The 21,467-nt window shown below is 44.0% G+C and carries 23 protein-coding genes; 20 read left to right on the top strand and 3 right to left on the bottom strand.

What is annotated here, in order from left to right; translation table 11 throughout:
- The first annotated feature begins 7 nt into the window (after positions 1-7).
- The 11 genes from DESDE_RS14135 to DESDE_RS14085 all read left to right on the top strand — a co-directional run bounded on the left by DESDE_RS14135 (position 8) and on the right by DESDE_RS14085 (position 9,622).
- Entirely contained in the window at positions 8-814 is an 807-nt protein-coding gene (locus DESDE_RS14135) for an NAD(+)/NADH kinase (protein ID WP_014794700.1), read from the top strand.
- A complete protein-coding gene (gene mnmM / locus DESDE_RS14130) occupies positions 807-1,388 on the top strand; it encodes a tRNA 5-(aminomethyl)-2-thiouridylate-methyltransferase MnmM (protein WP_014794699.1) in 582 nt (193 codons plus the stop codon). Before DESDE_RS14135 ends, mnmM begins: the two co-directional genes overlap by 8 nt.
- Positions 1,385-1,837 (top strand): arginine repressor, encoded by a 453-nt coding sequence (argR, locus tag DESDE_RS14125; RefSeq protein WP_014794698.1) that lies wholly within the window; start codon positions 1,385-1,387, stop codon positions 1,835-1,837. The genes mnmM and argR overlap by 4 nt, the downstream gene beginning before the upstream one ends.
- Before the next feature lie 30 nt (positions 1,838-1,867).
- Positions 1,868-3,532, top strand: coding sequence for a DNA repair protein RecN (recN, locus tag DESDE_RS14120; protein ID WP_014794697.1), 1,665 nt, complete (start codon positions 1,868-1,870; stop codon positions 3,530-3,532).
- Between the two features lie 209 nt (positions 3,533-3,741).
- A complete protein-coding gene (gene spoIVB / locus DESDE_RS14115; RefSeq protein WP_014794696.1) occupies positions 3,742-5,001 on the top strand; it encodes a SpoIVB peptidase in 1,260 nt (419 codons plus the stop codon).
- A gap of 311 nt (positions 5,002-5,312) precedes the next feature.
- Positions 5,313-6,137 carry a sporulation transcription factor Spo0A gene (gene spo0A / locus DESDE_RS14110; protein WP_014794695.1) on the top strand — a complete coding sequence of 275 codons (825 nt, stop codon included), beginning with the start codon at positions 5,313-5,315 and terminating at the stop codon, positions 6,135-6,137.
- Between the two features lie 141 nt (positions 6,138-6,278).
- Complete coding sequence (locus tag DESDE_RS14105) at positions 6,279-6,623, top strand: helix-turn-helix domain-containing protein (RefSeq protein WP_014794694.1); 345 nt, start codon at positions 6,279-6,281, stop codon at positions 6,621-6,623.
- A 39-nt stretch (positions 6,624-6,662) separates the two neighbouring features.
- Entirely contained in the window at positions 6,663-7,538 is an 876-nt protein-coding gene (locus tag DESDE_RS14100) for a methionyl aminopeptidase (RefSeq protein WP_014794693.1), read from the top strand.
- A gap of 158 nt (positions 7,539-7,696) precedes the next feature.
- Positions 7,697-8,185 (top strand): hypothetical protein, encoded by a 489-nt coding sequence (locus tag DESDE_RS14095; RefSeq protein WP_014794692.1) that lies wholly within the window; start codon positions 7,697-7,699, stop codon positions 8,183-8,185.
- Positions 8,186-8,454: 269 nt separating this feature from the next.
- Entirely contained in the window at positions 8,455-9,120 is a 666-nt protein-coding gene (locus tag DESDE_RS14090) for a hypothetical protein (RefSeq protein WP_014794691.1), read from the top strand.
- 19 nt (positions 9,121-9,139) lie between these two features.
- Positions 9,140-9,622: a hypothetical protein gene (locus DESDE_RS14085; RefSeq protein WP_014794690.1), complete on the top strand. Its 483-nt coding sequence runs from the start codon at positions 9,140-9,142 to the stop codon at positions 9,620-9,622.
- Between the two features lie 89 nt (positions 9,623-9,711).
- Here DESDE_RS14085 and DESDE_RS22100 read toward each other — a convergent pair whose 3' ends face one another.
- From DESDE_RS22100 to DESDE_RS14070, 3 genes are all read right to left on the bottom strand, one after another.
- Positions 9,712-9,864 (bottom strand): hypothetical protein, encoded by a 153-nt coding sequence (locus DESDE_RS22100; RefSeq protein ID WP_014794689.1) that lies wholly within the window; start codon positions 9,862-9,864, stop codon positions 9,712-9,714.
- Positions 9,865-10,375: 511 nt separating this feature from the next.
- Complete coding sequence (locus tag DESDE_RS14075) at positions 10,376-11,647, bottom strand: sigma-70 family RNA polymerase sigma factor (protein WP_014794687.1); 1,272 nt, start codon at positions 11,645-11,647, stop codon at positions 10,376-10,378.
- 168 nt (positions 11,648-11,815) lie between these two features.
- Positions 11,816-12,676 carry a GGDEF domain-containing protein gene (locus tag DESDE_RS14070; protein WP_014794686.1) on the bottom strand — a complete coding sequence of 287 codons (861 nt, stop codon included), beginning with the start codon at positions 12,674-12,676 and terminating at the stop codon, positions 11,816-11,818.
- 284 nt (positions 12,677-12,960) lie between these two features.
- Here DESDE_RS14070 and DESDE_RS14065 point away from each other — a divergent pair, with 284 nt between their 5' ends.
- From DESDE_RS14065 to DESDE_RS21275, 9 genes are all read left to right on the top strand, one after another.
- On the top strand, positions 12,961-13,326 hold the full coding sequence (locus DESDE_RS14065) for a helix-turn-helix domain-containing protein (protein WP_014794685.1): 366 nt from the start codon (positions 12,961-12,963) through the stop codon (positions 13,324-13,326).
- 134 nt (positions 13,327-13,460) lie between these two features.
- Positions 13,461-15,527 (top strand): beta-propeller domain-containing protein, encoded by a 2,067-nt coding sequence (locus DESDE_RS14060; protein ID WP_014794684.1) that lies wholly within the window; start codon positions 13,461-13,463, stop codon positions 15,525-15,527.
- Positions 15,528-15,750: 223 nt separating this feature from the next.
- Positions 15,751-16,323, top strand: coding sequence for an NUDIX domain-containing protein (locus tag DESDE_RS14055; protein WP_014794683.1), 573 nt, complete (start codon positions 15,751-15,753; stop codon positions 16,321-16,323).
- Positions 16,320-17,483, top strand: a complete 1,164-nt coding sequence (locus DESDE_RS14050; protein ID WP_014794682.1) for an endonuclease Q family protein — start codon at positions 16,320-16,322, stop codon at positions 17,481-17,483. Before DESDE_RS14055 ends, DESDE_RS14050 begins: the two co-directional genes overlap by 4 nt.
- An 89-nt stretch (positions 17,484-17,572) precedes the next feature.
- A complete protein-coding gene (gene spoIIM, locus DESDE_RS14045; RefSeq protein ID WP_014794681.1) occupies positions 17,573-18,169 on the top strand; it encodes a stage II sporulation protein M in 597 nt (198 codons plus the stop codon).
- 243 nt (positions 18,170-18,412) lie between these two features.
- Complete coding sequence (locus tag DESDE_RS14040) at positions 18,413-18,703, top strand: FeoA family protein (RefSeq protein ID WP_014794680.1); 291 nt, start codon at positions 18,413-18,415, stop codon at positions 18,701-18,703.
- Between the two features lie 72 nt (positions 18,704-18,775).
- Entirely contained in the window at positions 18,776-19,000 is a 225-nt protein-coding gene (locus tag DESDE_RS14035) for a FeoA family protein (RefSeq protein WP_014794679.1), read from the top strand.
- A gap of 60 nt (positions 19,001-19,060) precedes the next feature.
- Positions 19,061-21,208 (top strand): ferrous iron transport protein B, encoded by a 2,148-nt coding sequence (gene feoB, locus DESDE_RS14030; RefSeq protein ID WP_014794678.1) that lies wholly within the window; start codon positions 19,061-19,063, stop codon positions 21,206-21,208.
- A gap of 46 nt (positions 21,209-21,254) precedes the next feature.
- Positions 21,255-21,431: a FeoB-associated Cys-rich membrane protein gene (locus DESDE_RS21275; RefSeq protein WP_014794677.1), complete on the top strand. Its 177-nt coding sequence runs from the start codon at positions 21,255-21,257 to the stop codon at positions 21,429-21,431.
- Positions 21,432-21,467: the final 36 nt, after the last annotated feature.

Raw genomic sequence — 21,467 nt, 5'->3', positions numbered from 1 at the left:
AAAAGCTGTGGATCGAGTCGGCTTATGGATTAATCGCAGTAAACCTGAAGCCATAACCTTAGCCGAGCAGATCACCCATTGGTTTGAAGAACGTGGGTGGGATGTTTATACCGATTGGGAAAAGATCACTGCTCAGGGTGTGAGTTTTCTCATCTCCTTAGGAGGAGACGGGACATTGCTCGAAGCTTCCCGGGAGGCTGCTCCTTATGCTATTCCCGTCCTAGGTGTCAATCTTGGCCGCCTGGGTTTTCTTTGTGAAATTGAACGAAATGAGATCTTTGATGCTTTAGACAAGGTCATTGATCATGAGTATAACATCCAAGAACGTCTTATGCTCACAGCAACAGTAAATGATTCAGACCAGGCTTTCTGTGTGTTAAATGATGTGGTCTTTTTAAGAGATCCTTCTTCAGCCATGGTTACCCTGCAGGCTAACCTAACGGGAGAACCCTCTGTAAGCTACCCGGCCGACGGCTTGATTGTATCCACGCCCACAGGCTCTACTGCCTATGCCCTATCCGCAGGGGGCCCCATCATGAGCCCTAACGTAGAGGCCATATTGCTGATTCCACTGGCAGCTCATTCCTTATCAGCCCGTCCCATGGTCATTTCGGCTAAGGAGAACATTGAAATTATCTTAGCCCGTGGGGAAGAGTGTATCGTCAGTTTTGACGGCTATCATCGTACGGTTGTCAAATATGGCGAAAAGGTAGTTATTAAGCGGGCTTCCATTAACGCTTTATTGATTCGCCTGGGGAAAAGGAGCTTTCCCCATGTGGTGCGGGAAAAGTTAAAGGATCGTTGGCATGAATAACCGACTTCAAGATATACAAGGATTTCTGAGGACTATTCTTAGGGCAAGTATACAACCAGGAGATATTGTCTTGGATCTCACAGCCGGCCGGGGACGGGATACTCTGTTTCTTGCCCAGCAGGTGGGAGGGTCAGGAAGGGTTTATGCCTTTGATGTTCAGGAGGTTGCCCTTCAGCAAACCAAAATACTTCTCGAGGAACATCAAGTTGAAGATCGTGTTTGTCTGTATCATTGGGATCATGGGCGGTTACTGGAAAAGGTTCAATGCCCCGTCCAAGCAGCTATGTTTAATTTGGGATACCTGCCAGGGCATAGTCAGGAGATTACCACCCAAGCCGCCTCAACCCTTGCGGCCCTGGAGGCTGTACTCCAATTGCTTCGCCAAGGCGGTGTCATCGCGCTTACGGTGTATCGCGGTCATCCCGGTGGGGTGGAAGAAGCGGCTGCAGTGGAGGAGTTCTTAAGCTGTTTACCTCGACGAAAGTACAGTGTTTTGCGGGGAGAGTATATCAATCAAGCTCTTAATGCGCCGTACTGGATTTTGGTTCAGAAGAATAAGGGGGATACTGAATGAAGACCCGTCGCCAGATGAAAATCCAAGAAATTATTAATAATCAAGTGATTCATACCCAGGAGGAGCTTGCAGAGTTATTAAGGAAGGAAGGCTTTGATGTAACCCAGGCTACCGTATCCCGTGACATCAAAGAAATGGGATTAATCAAAGTACCTACCTCAGAAGATGATTACCGGTATGCTGTTCCGGGTACGACTCAGCCTCTCAGCACACCGGATCGGTTAAAACGACGGATGAGAGAAACTGTAGTTACAATTAATGACAGCGAGAATTTAGTGGTCCTGCGGACCATTCCCGGAAATGCGCAGGCCCTTGCCAGCCTGATCGATCACAGCAATTGGGAAGAAGTGATCGGAACGGTGGCAGGGGATGATACCATTCTCTTAGTGGTAAAGCCTGCCGATGCGGTCCCCATCGTCCGGGGACGTATCGCTCAGTTCATGGAATAGGGTCATTAGCCAAAGGGGAGATGGATGGACATGTTAACAGAAATCCATGTGGAGAATTTCGCCTTGATGGAAGCGGTGCAATTATCCTTTTCCAGGGGATTGACTATTTTTTCGGGAGAAACGGGTACGGGTAAATCCATGCTTATTGATGCTCTTGGGGTATTGCTTGGGGGTAGAGCCAGCACGGATTTTATTCGCCATGGTATGGAAAAAGCTTTGGTGGAGGGAATTTTTGAAGAATGTCCCCCGGAGGTTATTGAAGGTCTGGAAGAAGCCGGTTATCTTCTTGAAGACGGCCAACTTATCCTTTCCCGTGAAATTAATCGCAGTGGCAGAAATATCTGTCGTGTTCAAGGAAGAACAGTCCCCTTAACCCTCTATCGAACCTTAGTCCAGGGTTTGGTGGATATCCACGGTCAAATGGAACACCAATCCCTGTTTAACCCGGACAGTCATCGCGGGTTACTGGATGCTTTCGGAGGAGAGAAGCAGCTGGTGCTCCTTAACCAGGTAAATCAAGCGGCCAGAGCTTATCGCACTCTTCTCCAAAGAGAGCAGCAACTTCTGCGCAGCGAAGCGGACAGAGAGCGTCGTGAAGATATTTTGCGCTATCAAATCGATGAGATCACCTTGGTCGATCCTCAACCGGATGAAGAGGACTCATTATTACAGGAAAAGAAGCGTTTGGTCAATTCGGAAAAGATCATGGGAAATATTACGGAAGTGTATGCCCTTTTATATGAGGGCAATGGGCAATCCTCCGCTTTTGATCAAATCGGACGGATAAGGAAAGCATTGCAGGAAATCCTCCGGTATGATGAGGACTGCAGCACTATGCTTGAGCCTATCGAGTCCATTTATTACATGATTGAAGATTTGGCCTCTCAAGTCATGTCTTACCGGGAAGGCTTTGACTTTGATCCTGGTCGCTTAGACCAAATCGAGGAACGCTTAATCCAATTGCAGCGTTTGCGAAAATACGGACACACGGTGCAGGAGGTTCTCCAAACCAAAGAAGAGATGTTGAAAGAGCTTCATACCATAACCCATCTCCAGGGTGAGCTTGAGGCTTTGGTCCGGGATAAGGAAAAAAGCCTCAAGGGCTATGAACAAAAAGCCAAGGTGTTATCCCAGCTCCGGGGATTTCAAGCTCAACGGTTAGCAGAAGGTTTGAAAGAAGAATGTGCTGATTTGGGGTTGGAGAAAAGCAGTTTCGAGGTTCATTTCACAGCCTTGAGTGAGCCTCAAGTCGGTGGATCCGAACAGGCTGAATTTTATTTTAGTGCCAATGTGGGGGAACCCCTTAAGCCTCTGGCCAAGGTAGCCTCGGGTGGAGAGATGTCCCGCTTAATGTTGGCCATGAAAAGCTTACTCTCGAAAATTGAAAGTGTGGGAACCTTTGTCTTTGATGAAGTGGACAGCGGTGTCGGTGGGCGTACCATTCAGAAGGTAGGAGAAAAGTTAGCCAAGATAGCCGAGGGAAAACAGGTTTTTTGTATAACCCATGCTGCTCAAGTGGCCGCTTTTGGGGATCATCATTTTGGCATTCAAAAAGAAATTATCAATGAAAGAACGCGAACCCGCATTCAACAGTTAACGGAAGAAGAGAGGATTCATGAATTGGCCCGTATGCTGGGCGGAGATGAAGAAACGATTGCTCTGGAGCATGCACGCAACCTTAGGAAAAAAATTTAATAATCTCTTATAGAAATGAACTATTATGGAGATTTTATAGAATAGAAGGTGAATTTGGCCTTCTATTTTTTTATTTGGTAATTCAGAACGGAATTGACAGGATGAAAAGAAATCGCAATGGTTAATTTATTATTAGATTCCGAAAAAAATAATTGCATAGGGAGAAAGGAAGAACATGGGGAGACAAAAAGACGGAGGGTGATAAGAGAGTGAAAACGAAGAGAGCCATGGTCTTCGCCAGTGTTCTTCTCTGTACCTTTCTCAGTCTTAATCCAACACTCCATCAGGTAGCCAGGCTTCCGGTGCTCCAAGAATCCAGTCAGAGCAATCTTCCACAACTGACGGGAGTTTTGTCCAACCTGATCGTTACAGAAGAAGTAAAAGCTGCCGAAACGGACGCGATCATGGCTGCGAATACGGGAAAGTCTGAAGTTGTTCAGGTCACTTACAAACTGTTTGGACTGATTCCCTTTAAATCCAGTGCCATTCAAGTCATGCCCCAGCTGATGCTTTTACCAGGTGGACAATCCATTGGAGTAAGCTTACAGGCTAAAGGTGTCATGGTGGTCGGTCAAGCAGCAGTACAGAACCAAGAGGGGAAATTAGTGTATCCGGCCAAAGATGCAGGAATCGAAGTGGGAGATATCATACTAAAAATTGATGGCCGCGAAATGAACAGTGATCAGGATGTAGCCAATGCCATCAATCGTGCCGGTGAAAAGCAAGGATTCTCAGAAATTCTTTTAAATCACAATGGTCAAACCACTCAAAAGCGGGTGTCAACAGTCTATTGCCCTGAAACCAATCGTCATCGGGTAGGTCTTTATGTAAGAAATGAAGCGGCGGGTGTAGGAACTTTAACCTTCTACGATCCTACAAGTCACAAATACGGAGCCTTAGGTCATGTCATCAATGATGTGGATACCAATCAAAGAATTGAGATCCTCAACGGCAATGTGGTAGCTTCCACAATCTATGCCATTGAGAAAGGGAAACGAGGACATCCCGGAGAAAAAATTGGCTCATTCGTTAACCAATCAAAATTCTCAGGCAATATCGAGAAGAACACTGTCTCTGGAATTTTTGGTTCTTTAAAAGGAGAAGTCAATAATCCCTACTTCAAAGAACCTGTTCCCGTAGGCTGGGAATCTGAGATTAAAGAAGGGCCGGCAAAAATTTACACTGTATTAGAAGGAGAACGAATTGAAGAGTATGATGTACAGATAGAGCGGATTATGAACAATCGTATGGATAGCAAAAATATGGTTATTAAAGTAACCGACCCGGAGCTTATCGAGAAGACGGGCGGGATTATTCAGGGCATGTCAGGAAGTCCTATCGTTCAAGATGGCAAAATCATTGGAGCGGTCACTCATGTTTTTGTCAATGATGCTTCCCGTGGATATGGTGTTTTCATTCAAAATATGCTTAAGGATGCCGAAATAATTGATAAAAAAGAAGTAGCATAATTAAATCTAAATCACCTTCCTTGCTTCCATTGAGATGTGTTCTCAATGGAAGTATTTCTATTTGGAGAGATTTATTAGATTTATTGTCGAATAATAAAACATTTGACTGAATGTTAGAAAAATTTGGGAAGTAGTCTTGAATAGTTCATTTCAAATGGTATACTGTAATAAGTTGCTTAATTTTTTCACAAAAAGTAGAAAATTAAGAACTAATTAAGCTAGGATTGTAAATTTATCTGTGTATAGCAGGAAATAAATGTACAATTGTCGAAAGACTAACCATGTTTTCGTGCAAGGGGGAGCCGTTTTTTATGCAAAAGCCCATCAGAGTTTTATTAGCCGATGATAATCGGGAGTTTGTAGAGGTTTTAAAGGAGTATATTATACGTCAACAGGATATGCAGCTGGTAGGAATTGCCTACCATGGTAATGAAGCATTGGACCTAATCTACCGTGAACAACCCGATCTGGTGGTCTTGGACATAATCATGCCCCACCTGGATGGTCTGGGAGTTTTAGAAAAACTTCAAGGAGACATTAAGAAACCCCGCGTGGTTATACTTACAGCTTTTGGCCAAGAAAGTATGACCCAAAGAGCTGTTCAACTGGGTGCGGATTATTTTATTCTAAAGCCTTTTGACTTAGAGATACTGGGCAAAAGAATCCGCCAACTCCAAGGCGTCATTCCTTTGGCCAAATATAACAATAATGAGAACTCTGGAAACGGTGCGGCTCCGGTACCTCCTATTGCTTCGGCCTCCCCTTCAGCCGTTGGTACGAATCCACGCAATCTTGAAGTGGAAGTGACCCGTATGATCCATCAGATGGGTGTACCTGCTCATGTCAAGGGCTATCAATACTTAAGAGATGCTATCGTCTGTGTGGTTCAGGATGTATCTCTCCTGGGAGCTGTGACAAAAGAGCTTTATCCAATGATTGCTGAAAAATACAATACCACTCCCAGCCGGGTGGAACGAGCTATCCGCCATGCAATTGAGCTGGCTTGGGACCGTGGCAATATCGAATTTATGAATCGCTTTTTCGGTTATACTATCAATGTGGACCGGGGTAAACCCACCAATTCCGAATTCATCGCGATGGTGGCGGATAAATTAAGAATGGCGAAAATGCTGTAAAAAAACCACCCTTTTCAATCAATAGTCCCTATTGATTGAAAAGGGTTTTTTTATGGTTAAAATAGTATGAAGTAAAAAGTTTACAACTTATATCAGGCATTTGATTGATAGTTTTAGTAAAATAGAATGGGAGTGAGGCAAATGTCAGTGCAAACCATAGAAGCCATGGCAAAATGGGTCGAGGATAATATCGCCAAGAATCCAACCTTGACAGAAATGTCGTCCTATGTGGGATATTCACCTTACTATTGCTCGGCGAAGTTCCACGAACATATCGGCATGACATATAAACAATTTCTTGCCCAGTGCAGATTGAAGGCCGCTGCACACGATCTGCTCAATACCAAAGATAAGATAACGGAAATTGCCTTCCGTTATGGTTATTCCTCGTCGGAATCCTTGACGAGGGCTTTTGCCGCCGTGTTTAAATGCTCCCCGAGTCAATTCCGGAAATCTCCGCCAGGCACATCTTTTCCTGAGCTTTAAACGGGGCAGGATTCTATTTTTTCAAGGTGGGGTGTCTTTATGTTGAATAAATTAAGCAGGAATGAAGCGTGTTGGTGTGGCAGCGGACAAAAATACAAAAAGTGTCATGCCATTCTGGATGAAAGAATAATAAGTTATGCCGCAAAAGGTTATGAGATACCGGAACGCAGTTTACTGAAAAACCCAAAGCAGATTGAGGGTATCCGCGAGAGCAGTAAGCTCAACATAGTCCTGCTGGACTATATAGAAGATTTTGTCGTTGAAGGTGTAACCACCGAAGAGCTTGACCGTCTCATATACAACAAAACAAAAGAACTGGGCGGGATACCTGCAACCCTGAACTACAAGGGATTTCAAAAAAGTGTTTGTATTTCTATCAATGAGGTGGTATGCCATGGTATCCCGTTAAGCCGGGTAAGGCTGCAAAACGGGGATATAGTCAATATTGATATTTCCACTCTATACAGGGGCTATTATTCAGATTCCTCACGCATGTTTTGTATTGGCGGAGTCTCTGATGAAAAGAGAAAACTTGTCGAGGTGGCCAAAGAATGTACGGAGCTGGGAATACGACAAGTTAAACCCTGGGGATTTCTTGGGGATGTGGGGCAAGCGGTGAATGACCATGCGAAAAAGAACGGTTACTCTGTAGTTAAAGAGATAGGGGGACATGGCATTGGTGAGAAGTTCCAGGAAGATCCATGGGTGAGCTATGTATCTAAACGAGGTACAGGAATGCTGCTTGTGCCTGGACTGGTGTTCACTGTAGAACCGATGATCAATATGGGCAAGGCAAACATAGTTCTCGACCAAAAAGATGGCTGGACAGTTTATACAGCTGATGGCAAGCCCTCTGCCCAATGGGAAAAGACGGTTCTGGTTACGGACACAGGATGCGAAGTGTTGACCTATTAAAGTGGCATATTTTGACGGTGGCTTTGAGATTAAAGCTGCCGTTTTTTGGCACTTTAATACAATTTGTTTTAGTCGGGCGCAGAAGAAAGAATTTCTCTTTACCGTCTATACTATTAAACAGAATACATGATACTATGATAAAAAGGGAGGGGGAAATCTTGGTGGGCTTTTCGTTAATCATGGTTTTAGGAATAGCCATAATAGTAGTTGTCTTGGTCATCGCAGGAATTGCGTTATCAGTACGCTCACATAATCGGAATGAAGAACCAACTGAGCAAAAGGAAAGGGGAAAAGGAATGATTAAGACTGTATACACCTATTTGATATTGTTCGCTACCTTGATGATGACCATCGGGGGAAGTGTGGCGGCCTTCATGGCTGTGGCGGATTTATTGGCTCCTCAGAGTTACTATATGTCTTTCGAAGAATATAAACGGAGCCAGAGCTACGATAAAGGAATGGAAACCACGCCCCCTGCTGTGAAGAAAACTGAAGAACAGCTAAAAGCAGATTATCAGACCATGGTGAATGATGAGAAAAACAGATCTAAAGAGCGGGCTTTAAACAGCCTGATTAAGAGCTTTGGCTGGATCGTGATTCCTCTTCCTGTCTTTATTTATTATCAGCGTCGTTTAAAGCCGGAATAATGAACGGAGTATAGGTTGCTACCTGTACAGAAGTGCAGCCCAAGGGCATTTGAACTTTGGGCTGTTTTTTTTTGCCGTCCAATTCCCGTTGAATGCCTTAACTACTGCTGATTGCCTTTAGTAGTACATGTTGATTTTTTGATTATAATGGATAAAAGTAAATAATTAGGTCGAAATTATCAATATTGACTGTTCAGGAAAAATATAGAATAATTGGATTAAATAGATTTTCACAGGATAGAAAAAAGAATTTAGAGGAGGATTTTATTATGAAAAGAATTAAACAGTTTTTAGTTGTAGCGCTAATGACAGTCATTGTTGCGGTAGCACCAATGAGCGCTTTTGCCCAAACAGAGGCTGGACAAGGAATAAGTGATTTAAGTCAAGAAAAAATTGATATGAGAATGAAAGCGGTTTTTGAATATTTAGATGAAAACGCATATTTAATGGAAGAAGACAGTCAAGAACCATGGAGTTTTAGCATACCTGTAGATGAAGGCGTTATTGTTGATGTTAAAATTACAAATCAAGAAGACTTAAAAGCTAGAGGTGATGCTGTAGGACGGAATACTTACAATGTCACTTCATATAGTAACTATAATTACACATTAACGGTTTCTAATGTGCTAGGTTATGGTGACACAACCTTGTATAAAGTGAACTATACCGTAGGTGGCTATGTAGGCTCAACTACCTATCATTATATAACTGTTAACCAAGTTACGATAAGTGGTACTCCTCCAACGGGCTATAATGGATACACCACCTCAACTTATATAGATCAATCTTTGAATGGTGGTATTATCGTTCCTACTTCTGGAAGTATCACATACACTAGCCCAATTTTAGCGAATAAAAAGATAACATTTAGGGAAGTTTCGATCAATTCTATACCCAATGATAAAGTGGATATTGATTATTGGTATGAATATTAATGAGTGAGGCAATATTTCGATGATGAAATCGAAAAAGATAATCCTTTCTATCCTGTGCATTTTTCTATTTTTTATTGGCATTCTTATTGTAAAACTACCGGAGAAAGTACCGACTGTTGAAGTGGAAATGTCTGAAGTTTTGTCAAATGGACAAAGTAAGGTTATACCTCCAATTATTAGCATTGAAGAAGTAGTCCCCCTTTGGATACGTGAAAAAGAAACTAATCTAGCATCATTAGTAGCCGATAAAATGGCAGTAGATCGTGACATGGTGCGTATTCACTTTACGACTGTACCGGATGGGGATGCTGGCATGGTTTCCTGCTCCGTTGTGTTGGCTGTGGAGCAAGGGCTGAAGGAGGAGACGCTCAACAATATCCTGGACTTGATTGTAGAAGAGGCTTCGGAAGCAGGTACACAACAGACAATGCTTCGTAAAGAGGATATCATTATTTTAAACAGTAAAAATGAAATAGTTTATCCCGGCAATGCGCGGCTGTAGCCGCGCATTTTTTGATTTGCCTAGCATGGGTGACGTAGCTAAAGTGAAAAGGGAGCATCGCCCACTATGCCATGCTCCCTCCAATATTTTTAGAAAATCACGCCTAAAGCAATAAGAATCAAGATAGCAATAGCTATAATTCCTACACCGATCCCTGAGCCGAATCCGCCGCCGCAGCAAACTGGGGTGATAGGTTGAGGGCAACATCCCCCGCCCATTCCAAAAGAACCCATTCCGTACATAGTTTTACCTCCTAAGAATTTATTTTAGAATACGATTCCTAATGCAATTAACAACAGAATGATAACCACAATAATTGCAATCCCTGCACCGAAATTAGTGCCGCCTGCGCAACCAGTGCCAAATGCCATTTTGAGTTCCTCCTTTGTGTGAAGATACTATAGCTTATGAAATCTCTTATGAATTGCCACAATATGGAAATTGATTTTTTATTCTTTTTTAAAAGAAAGAAACCAGCCCGATAACGATAGTTAACGCGCCATTGGTTCTTAGCCAAAATGCCGTCTCATGGCAGGGCATGACCTTTTTACAGACATCAATGCCCTGTAGCCGGGGATATGGAAGAATTAAAGGCTAACTATTCCTGCGAAAACTCTTGATTATAAAGCCGATTAAATCTATCCACTAAAAGCAATAACCAACAACTTTGAAGTAAACACTTTCTTGGTTGTTGGTTATTGCTATTAATTATTTGTATGCTTTTAAACGGTAAAAATTGTGAAGAGGCGGTAATTAGATTTTTTTAATACCGCTGCTTACAAGGAGGGGAATTTTAACAAGTTCCCCTTCTTGTGTTGTAGAGCTAAAAACACAGTCCTTTTCTTCCTTGATATCTACGCTTTCCAAGCCGGCTTCATTTAACCATTTCGCCATCTGATCTGGATTAAAGCCGGACCATAGATCTCTGTTGTTTTTAACAAAAAGGTTATAATTGTGAGAGCCAAAATCGCCAATGATCAGCTGACCACCAGGCTTAAGGGTCCTGGTCATTTCTTTAATCGCTTTACCGGGATCATAAAGATGGTGAAGAACTACCAGGCAATACCCAATATCTAAAGTCTCATCTTCTAAAGGGATAGAATTTAAATCCGCAGGTAAACAATGGATATGGTGAAGACCTTTGCGCTTAAAGCGCTGTTTGGAAAAGTTAATCATATTCGGAGAAATGTCAAAGGCATAAGCCTTTTTGAGATTTGTTGAGGAGGAAGCTTTCAATGTAAATTGTCCGGTTCCTGAACCGAAATCACCAATCATATGGGGATCCTCATTTAAAACTCTGCTTAAGATAATTTGATCCAGATGACAGGGGTAAAGAGAATTTCTAAATTTATCAAAAGAGTCGGCAGAGTTATCAAAGTAATTCTTAGCCTTATGAACGATCTCCTGTTCCGGGTTCTCCGGCCAAGCATCAATGCCGAACCAACGGTATAAGACAGTGTACTCCTTAGGGGTAAAAAGACCCTTTTCCATTTTTGTGCAAGGAGCCATGATTAGTTTAATGAACCTATTTCTTGCCCGACTTAACAATGAAGTATAGGCTGACACACTTATCCCCATAATTTCAGCAGCATCGTCATAGGACAATCCCTCAATTTCACGAAGGATCAGTGCTCTTCGCTGCTCACTTTTTAATAGATTTAAAACCTTATAAATTTGTTCGGCTGTCTCCTCATTTTCAATTGCTGCCAGGGGCTTCAAAGCTATATCTTCACACTCTAGAGCATCCTTAAGCAACAGTTCACTGTTGCTAATTCTTTTGTTTTTTCGCCAATAATCATTGCAAAGATTCCTGGCTATGGTATGCAGCCAGGCAGAAATATTATGATTCGGTCTTGTACCTATATTAACAAAAGCCCGTAAAAAAGTTTCCTGTGCTAAATCCTGGGCACAATCTTCGTCTTGGGTCATCCACCGAATAAACTTATAGATACAGGGATAATACTGCATGAAAATATCATCAAATTTTAATGGCTCCTTCGTCGACTCAGCTAAATCCTTAGACATTATCCCTCACCCCTTTTAATAGACAAAATGAAAAAAGTCTAGATGAGAATGCTTACTTATATTTGTAATGTACTAATATATCTTATCCAATAAGATATGAAATTACAACAATGAGCTGCTAAACAATTGGCTTTTATTCAAAAGAAGCGGTTTTTGTCTGCGGAGGTATCATAATGAGCACACTCTGTTGCGTCCTTCATTCTTCGCCCGATATAGATTCTTATCTGCCATAGCTATCAATTCAGATACGTTTGCTACGCCAGAATCTTTAAAGATTGTCTGGATGCCTATACTGCAGGTGACAATGAGTTCTTTTCCTTTATAGTGAAAAGTACAATTTTCAATCGCTTCTCTGAGCCGATTGGCGACGCTCTTGGCGATTTTTTTTCCGCTGCCAGGCAGGCAAATGAGTATCTCGTCCCCCCCGTACCGGGCAACCCATCCACTACCCCTGCGCAGCTGCTTTTGCAGCAGGAGAGCCAGCTTCTGAAGAACTTGGTCACCTGCCATATGTCCATTTTGGTCATTGATTCTTTTAAAGTAATCAATATCTATAAAGAGAACGCTTAAAGGCTGATCCAATTCGAAAGAACTTTGCATATCGATGGGTAGCCGTTCATCAATATATCTTCGATTATAAAGCTTTGTGAGGGAGTCTGTGATAGCCATTTCCTTTATTTGATGGATAGATAAATCTTCGAAATTTCGAGATTCTGGACTGTAATGGATATTTTTCCGGATAAACTGTCTGAACTCCAGTGAATAAGGTTTATCAGCAATCAGGATGGGTATTGTTGTTACGGCAGTAACCCAATTATCAATGAAGAGAATTCCAAATGCAGCGTTTCTGGAACGGTAAAATCCATTGTCAATTTTATTATGATCATCCGGACGGAGATTTTGCTTATGATCTTTCCTTGCGCTCTCATAAATGATGTTATGGTCAATGTCTATAATGTTAATTGAGGTATTTGCCGACTCCAATGCTTGAATACTAGTTAAGGCTTCCGCTAAAGTATTAAAGACCATTTTATTCACCTTTCTTTCAGGAGTATAAGGAAATGACGCGCCTATGCGCGTCATTTTGGGAATCGGTCGATGTTATCCGCAGACTATTTTTTTTTGTCTTTCCATACACATTATATGAATATAAATTTTGATTCACAAGGTGAGTCACCATGAATAAAATCCCCTTATTTACACATTATAAATGTATCATTAAGTATTGTACATCAATAATGGATTTATGTCAATACATCAGTAATGTGTATGGTATCATTTCATACACCGATAAAATGTAGAAGGGGCGAGTCATGAAAAAATCATATGAAATAATCCGTGGGCTTCGGGAAGATAAAGATTTGAGGCAACGCGATATTGCAGAAATTATTGGAACGACACAACAGCATTATTCCCGATGTGAGCAGGGAGAATGTGATCTTCAAACCCGGGCGATTATTAAACTGGCGGATTTTTACAATGTTTCAACAGATTATCTTTTGGGCAGAACGGAATGCCAACAAGGAATTGAAGCACTGAATCAATCTCTCGTGGGAACTTACACAACCGGGCGTCTTTTGACAGAAATACTCTCCTTAAATAATATCGGACGTTGTGCAGTAGTTGAGTATATCGGACTTCAAAAACTAAAAGAGAAAATTCATAAAACCAGAGAATAGCGGTGTCATCATAGTACTTATCCTAGGCTTTCGAATTAAAACCGAAGGAACCAGTTTTTCTTCGGTTTTTACGTCTATAGAATAAAGTGAGAACGAAGCGGCGGATAGTAATTGTGTATTTGGGGGGATAACAGGTGAAAGGTCAAAAGATTGGGCTGGCTCTGGCGATGGTTTGTTTAATCACTGTTTTGGGTTGGAATACTTACCTGGAGACGACAATAGCGGCAAGCGACGATAGAAAAGCAGAGAAGGAAATTCAGCAAGAAATACAGGTGGAACCGCTGCCCCTTGTAGGATCTTTCGATAATTTCAAAAAACTGATGGCAGAAGCTGAATCCAACACTCGGACTATAAAGATGTACAGCGGTCGCGATACGGTAGCAGCTGAGAGTGTTTTAAACGGTGATGACGGTGGGAGGGCCGGGTCTGCCGATCAAAATAGTAAGCAGAATTATTCCGGAACCAATGTCCAGGTTTGGGGCGTGGATGAGGCCGATACCGTAAAAACAGATGGAGAGTACATCTATAAGATCACCGATAATCAACTGATCGTAGCCAAAGCCTATCCTGTGGAGGAGATGGAAGTCGTTTCAGCTCTACAGTATGACGGGGAAGTCTACCCGCTGGAGATGTATGTGGATGAACAGTATCTTACTGTTATTCTTAACCAAAGCTATTACCATGGGAGAGAAATCTATCCGTCACCGGTTTCTTCTTTTCAGAACAGTGTCAAGGTCCTGGTCTATGATCTGGCCGACCGCAGCAATCTGAAACAGGTCAGAGAAATAGAGCTGGATGGCAACTATCTTTCCTCAAGAAAAATCGGCCCTATTCTCTATCTGGTCAATAATAAATACATTCCCCTCTACCGGCTGCAGGAACAGCCGGAAGCACTGACGACACCCGGATACAGAGACAGCCTGGAAGGCGGGGAAATGAAGCGGATCGGTTATGAAGAGATCTGCTATTTTCCGGGGTCCCCGCAACCGAATTACCTGCTGATTGCCGGAATTGATCTTGAGAATCTGAGTGCAAAGAAGATGGAGTTGAAAACCTATCTGGGAGCAGGCGAGAGTATCTACAGCTCCTTGGAAAATCTTTATGTGGCCGTACCTGAATATAAGTACGATCAAGACCGGCCTCTTCCGGAGCCAGCAGATACGGCAGTAAGTGATACCCCTGCTCTGTCCAGGATGATTGCGGTTATGCCGGCGGAAGTAAATACCCGTGTTTATAAATTCAACCTGCAAAATAGTGAGACGAAGTATCTGGGGATGAGCAGCGTACCCGGTAATATTTTGAACCAGTTCAGCATGGATGAGCACAACGGTTATTTCCGGATTGCCACCACCCTTCAGAAGTTTTCTATTCGGACAGGGGAGGCGGAACTGACCAATAACCTTTATATTTTGGACCAAAACATGAATCAGGCGGGAAAAATAGAAAGCATCGCTCCTGGAGAGAGGATTTACTCAGTCCGTTTCATGGGGGACAGGGGCTATATGGTCACCTTTAAAACAGTAGACCCGCTGTTCGTCCTGGACTTAAAAGACCCGAATCATCCTGCTATTCTCGGTGAACTTAAGATTCCGGGCTACAGCAATTACCTCCATCCTTATGATGAGAATCATATTATCGGTTTTGGGAAAGAAGCTGTAGAGGTGGAAGAACCTCACTGGTCGGGAGAAGGCACAGTGAAAAATGCCTATTATCTTGGCATGAAGGTGGCTCTCTTTGATGTCAGCGATGTGAACAACCCCAAAGAAAAATTCAAAGTCGAAATTGGGGACAGAGGGACAGAGTCAGAACTATTCTCGAACCATAAAGCCCTTCTTTTTGATAAAGAGAAAGGTATCCTGGCTTTTCCGGTGACGGTTTGCGATGTGGACCCGGCCATCGTAAACAAAGACGATTACCTGGCTCAGAAAGATCCGCGCCTAGCTCACGGGCAGCCGGTTTTTCAGGGAGCCTTTGTCTATAATCTTTCCGCATTGGACGGCTTTACCCTTAAAGGAATGATAACTCACCACCCCCCGGGAGCGGTGGCGAACCTCCAGCATACCGGGCGCTATGACTATAACCGGAACATTTCCCGCATCCTCTATATCGGAGATACACTTTACACCCTATCCAACGGCTATCTGAAAGCCCATGATTTAAACACCCTGGAGGAGCAGGGAGGGATAGAGATTCTCAACTGATCTCTTCCTTCCTCGGCAGTTCCGCGAGTCTTTAGTATCGATCAAATGGTGCACCGGTGCACCATTTGATCGACGGATGGGAGATTAAACATTAAAGCCGCCTTTTGAAAACTGCACCCCCAAAGTGCCAAAAGGAACACCTTCTGAGGGAGAATGATGAAAAGCTTAACTATTTGAGTTAGAATAAGATTAGGAGTAAAATGGTACCTGGGAGTGAATATTGATGAATAATAAACCTGAACCAGAAAAAGGCGGCAGAGCGGTGATTGACAAATTGGAAGAGAAATGCCTGGAAAAAGAAATCGTCTTTGCCGGGCGGATGCTGAGAATGGACCGGGACAGGGTTCGTTTGCCCAATGGTGCGGAAACCACCCGTGAAGTGGTGAGACACCCGGGGGCAGTGGGAATCTTACCCTTTAAAGGGGATGAGCTGCTTTTGGTCCGTCAATATCGTTATCCTATTCAGCAGGCTACCTTAGAGATGCCGGCGGGTAAGCTGGACCCAGGGGAAGAGCCGCTGGTCTGTGCCGAGCGGGAATTGAGAGAAGAGACGGGTTATCGCGGCACCTTGGAGCATTTGGTCAGTATTTATACGACCCCGGGCTTTACCGATGAGATCATTCATCTCTATAAGGCAACGGAATTAGTTTGGGATCCTCTGCAAGCTGATGAGGATGAATTTTTGAATGTGGTGAGTATGCCTTGGGCCCAAGCCAAAGAACAGGCTTTATCCGGTAAACTTAATGATGCCAAAACCATGCTGGCCATATTATTGTTATTAGGTAAAGAACAGTGACACGTTACTATACCGATCTCCATATTCACATCGGCCAAAGCTTAGATGGAAAACCAGTCAAGATTACTGCGGCTAAGTCCATGAATCTACCCGGCGTCATCCAGGTTGCCCGTGATATCAAAGGTCTATCCATGATCGGGATAATCGATTCCCAATCCCAAGGAGTGCGGAAGGATTTTCTTACTTTGCTTCAAGAGGGTTTACTCCGGCCTCTCGAGGGAGGAGGATATACGGCCCAAGGATTGATAATTATTCCGGGTACGGAAATCGAACTCTCTCTGGGGACGGGTTCCGCTCATTTTCTTGCTTATTTCCCTACCTTAGACCACCTGGAAAAATATATCCGTAAACTACAACCCTATGTAAAGAATTGGCAGCTTAGCTCTCAAAAAGCTCATCTGAGTGTGGAGCAATGGCTTGAAGCCGTAGCGGTTGGTGAGGGCATCTGGCTGCCTGCTCATGCTTTTACACCCCACAAAGGGATTTATGGCAATTGCTGTGAGAGCCTCCTTGATGTTTTGCCGGGAATGCCCCTGGCCTTAGAGATTGGTCTGAGCGCGGACCGGCAAATGGCGCGCTCCATCAGCGAATTGGGTAAGGTCGTGCTCTTCAGCAATTCAGATGCCCATTCTCTGCCCAAGATCGCTCGGGAGTATAATCTGCTGAATCTATCTGAGGGCTCCTTTCAAGGGCTGCAAGAGCTGGTCCATAGGATTAAAGGCGAAGTTTTAGTTAACTATGGACTGCCCCCTGTATTTGGCAAATACCACAGAACCTATTGTTTAGTCTGCGAAAAGGTCGTTGAAGGGGAGCCGCCCTTACTGGGATGTTCGACTTGCGGTGGTGGACATGTGGTCATGGGTGTGCTGGATAGATTGGTCAGTATTGCGGATGCCGAAATTCCTGCTGAACCGGATCCGCGCTATATTTACCAGCTGCCTCTTAAGGACTTGCCGGGAATCGGACCGAAAATGGTCCAACGCTTACTCCAGAGTTTTGGTACTGAAATGAATGTGCTTCATCACGTCCCTATGGAAGATTTGGTGAAGATAGCAGGAGAAAAGGCCGCGCGCTGGATATACCTTTCCCGCCAGGGAAAGCTGCATTTACAAGCAGGTGGGGGAGGAGTATTTGGCAAGGTAGTGGACATACTTTCCTAGTTTTCCGAATAGGATGTCTATAGAGGATGTCGACACATAATTTTGTGTGTTGCGAGCCATTGTGCGGCTATAGACGGGAGGCTGGAGGTATGCGTAAGCTTGGAGAGCATATCCGACAATATTGGGTGATTTATCTGGCTCTGGTCAGTGTTTATCTGGCGGGAGTCATCTTTGGAGCAGTGGGCGTGGGTGCCTTAAATAGTGGGGAAATCCAGGAACTCAGCAGTTTTCTGGACAAGCTTCTTGCCGGTCAGCCGACCACCCTTGACACTGATTTCCTTCTTCAGCTGGCCAGGGAGCAATTCATCATTATGGCCGGTATTTGGCTTCTCGGCTTAACCGTCATTGGAACGCCCTTAATCTTTCTCATCATATTTACAAGAGGATTTGTATTCGGCTTCACCTTAAGCTTCATTATTGGCATGAAAGGACTCTGGGGGTTTGGACTTGTTTTGATTTCCATACTGATTCCGGCCTTGGCGGGTATTCCCTTCCTTCTTTTGGGGGCGGGTTTGGCTACCATCTTCTCGGTAATGCTCTTAAAAGGTAAACAAGTCGGAGAATCCTTACGGCGGGAGTTTATGTATTATTCCGTGGCGACTATCCTGGTCTCTCTGGGAGCTGTCTTTATCGGTGTTTCCCAGGGATATTTCTCCATTTTGGGGGCGCGTTTCTTTAACCTCTGAGAAAAAGAATGATTTTCCAAGCGATTGATATGCCTGAAGGGTAGGAGCCGGGACAACGGACTGCCCTTCAGGCATTTTTTCTGTTATGGCCCTACCTAAATCGGCAATGTATCATAAGCAATTCTTATAAAATTTGTCGGGAAATAAACGTAAAAACATATTGATTAATGGAGTTAGCAGTGGTAAACTATACCTAGTTAGCACTGCCTTACTATATTTTTTGTGAATTAAGGAGTGATCATAATGACAACACAAACTCTCGGTCTCCCGATTGGAAATTTAAATGGAGCCGCTTTGGTACCGGCTGCTGGCTTAATGCCATTAGCTATGGTAACCCCCGGTGAGGATGTCAAAGTCGTTTCCATTAAAGGAAGAGACAATACCAAACGCTTTTTGGAAAACTTGGGCTTTGTGGAAGGAGCGGTTATCGCTGTGGTCACGGAGCTTGCCGGTAATGTCATTGTTTCCGTTAAGGATGCCCGGGTTGCAGTAAATAAAGCCATGGCAACACGGATTCTTACGGTTAAAGCATAAATGTGAGCATAAAGAAGTTCTTTTTTAGCTCTGCAATGAAGATTCGTCAAGGACGATGAAGGAGGAACAGGAATGTCTACCCTGAAGGATGTGAAGGTAGGTCAAACGGTAAAGGTGGTAAAGCTCCACGGTCAAGGAGCTATTAAACGCCGTATTATGGACATGGGGCTGACAAAAGGCACGGAGGTATGTGTGCGCAAAGTAGCACCTTTGGGAGACCCCATCGAGCTGAATGTTCGTGGGTATGAGCTTTCCATTCGAAAAGATGATGCTGCGAATATCGAAGTTGAATACTAGGATACCTATTTTTTTTGGCCCGCAGTTAGCCTGGGCTAACTGCGAGAAGGAGGAACAATGATGCCATTGAAAATTGCACTGGCAGGTAACCCTAACAGTGGAAAGACCACCCTGTTTAATGTCCTTACGGGTTCTAATCAAACCGTAGGAAACTGGCCGGGAGTAACTGTAGAGAAAAAAGAAGGCAAGCTTAAGGGACATAAGGATGTAACCATCGTTGACCTGCCGGGAATTTATTCCCTTTCACCCTACACCCTGGAAGAGGTCGTCTCCCGGAATTATTTAATCGGTGAAAAACCGGACACTATTATTAATATTATTGATGGCTCGAATTTGGAGCGGAATTTATATCTTACAACTCAACTCATTGAAATTGGAATTCCCGTGATTGTTGCCATTAATATGATGGACATCGTCAATAAGAATGGGGATAAGATTAATACAGAAAAGCTCTCCAAAGCTCTGGGCTGTGAAATTTTCGAGATCTCGGCCATCAAAAAGATGGGAATCTCCGAATTAGCGGATAAAGCGGTAAAGACAGCACAAAACCATCGAATAAATCCTTCCCGGCTCGTTTTTCAATCGGAAATCGAAGAAGCCCTCAAGGATATTGGCAGCAAACTCCCTGGAGGTATTCCTGAGGAACAGAAGCGCTGGTATGCGGTAAAACTCTTCGAACGGGATGCAAAAATCCTTGAACAAATGACCGCTGTGGATGTGGAAGAGGTCATTGCCGCTGTAGAAGATGCTCTGGATGATGATAGTGAATCCATTATCACCAATGCCCGGTATAATTATATTTCTTCAATTATAAAAGGAAGCTACATTAAAAAGAGCTCCTCTAAAATCACTACCTCGGATAAGATCGATAAAGTGGTAACCAATCGCTGGCTGGCCCTTCCTATTTTTGCGGTCATCATGACGATGGTCTACTATATCGCCATTACGACAATCGGTGATCTTCTTACCGGATTCACCAACGATACCCTCTTTGGGGAATGGATCAGCGGGCCCCTGGCAGCTTGGATGGAAGGAATCGGTACAGCCGGTTGGTTGAACGGACTTGTAGTGGATGGGATCGTCGGCGGAGTCGGTGCGGTACTTGGCTTTGTTCCCCAGATGCTCGTTCTCTTCTTCCTCCTGGCCATTCTCGAAGAATGCGGCTATATGGCACGGATTGCCTTCATTATGGACCGGATATTCCGCCGCTTCGGTCTTTCCGGAAAATCCTTCATCCCCATGCTGGTTGGTACCGGGTGCGGGGTGCCTGGGGTTATGGCCACACGGACCATTGAAAGTGATCGCGACCGGAGAATGACCATTATGACCACCACCTTTATGCCCTGCGGTGCAAAGATGCCGATTGTGGCGTTGATTGCCGGGGCAGTATTCGGCGGTGTATGGTGGGTGGCTCCCAGCGCTTATTTTATCGGGGTTGCGGCTATCATTATTTCCGGTATTATTCTCAAAAAAACCAGTCGTTTTGCCGGAGACCCTTCTCCCTTCGTCATGGAGCTGCCGGCTTACCATATGCCCACTGCGGGAAGTGTTCTGCGCAGTACCTGGGAACGGGGCTACTCCTTTATTAAGAAAGCCGGAACCATCATCCTGTTAGCCAGCATCTTCATTTGGTTCCTGTCCTCCTTCGGTATGGTCGATGGAGCCTTCCAGATGGTTGAAGACATGGATGCCAGTATCCTGGCTGCCATCGGCGGAGTTGTGGCACCAATTTTTGCACCCCTTGGTTTCGGTACTTGGCAAAGTACGGTAGCTACTATCATGGGACTGGTTGCTAAAGAAGAGGTTGTTGGCGTGTTCGGGGTTCTCTACGGAGTGTCGGGGGATGCGCTGGGATTGGTTGAAGAAGGAGCTTTTGGCAGCCTGGGTGCAATAGCTGCTCACTTCACAGCTCTTTCCGCTTACTCCTTCTTGATCTTTAACCTCTTGTGCGCTCCTTGTTTTGCAGCTATCGGAGCCATCAAAGGGGAAATGAATGATATGAAATGGACTTGGTTTGCCATCGGATACCAAATGGTTTTTGCCTATGCCATTGCCTTCATGGTATTCCAATTCGGTTCCTTGTTCAGCGGCGCAGGGTTTACGGCGGCTACAGCAATTGCAGTCCTTGTCCTGGCGGGGCTATTGTATTTCCTCTTTAGACCCAATCGGTCTACCCCAAGAGTCAGCGGGGTTCCGATAAAAGGGTGACATCTATAAGTAAGATTTGATTCCTAGTAGTAAGAAGGTGAATGCTATGCTTGAATGGATAATATCCAATGGAGCGAATTTAATTATCGGTGCTGTTGTTCTTGCTATCGCTGCCCTGGCTGGGCTCAATGTGTACAGAACAAGAAAGAGCGGTGGATGCTCAGGATGCTCCAGCAGCTGTGGTAGCGGGAGTGAATGCAGTGTGTCCGATCATAAGCCATAATAATCAAACCAATAGCTAAATAATAATACGATGAAA

The organism is Desulfitobacterium dehalogenans ATCC 51507 (assembly GCF_000243155.2).
GTDB classification, from domain to species: domain Bacteria; phylum Bacillota; class Desulfitobacteriia; order Desulfitobacteriales; family Desulfitobacteriaceae; genus Desulfitobacterium; species Desulfitobacterium dehalogenans.
Note: the sequence above shows the minus strand (reverse complement) of the source record. Positions and strands in the feature narration are given on the sequence as shown.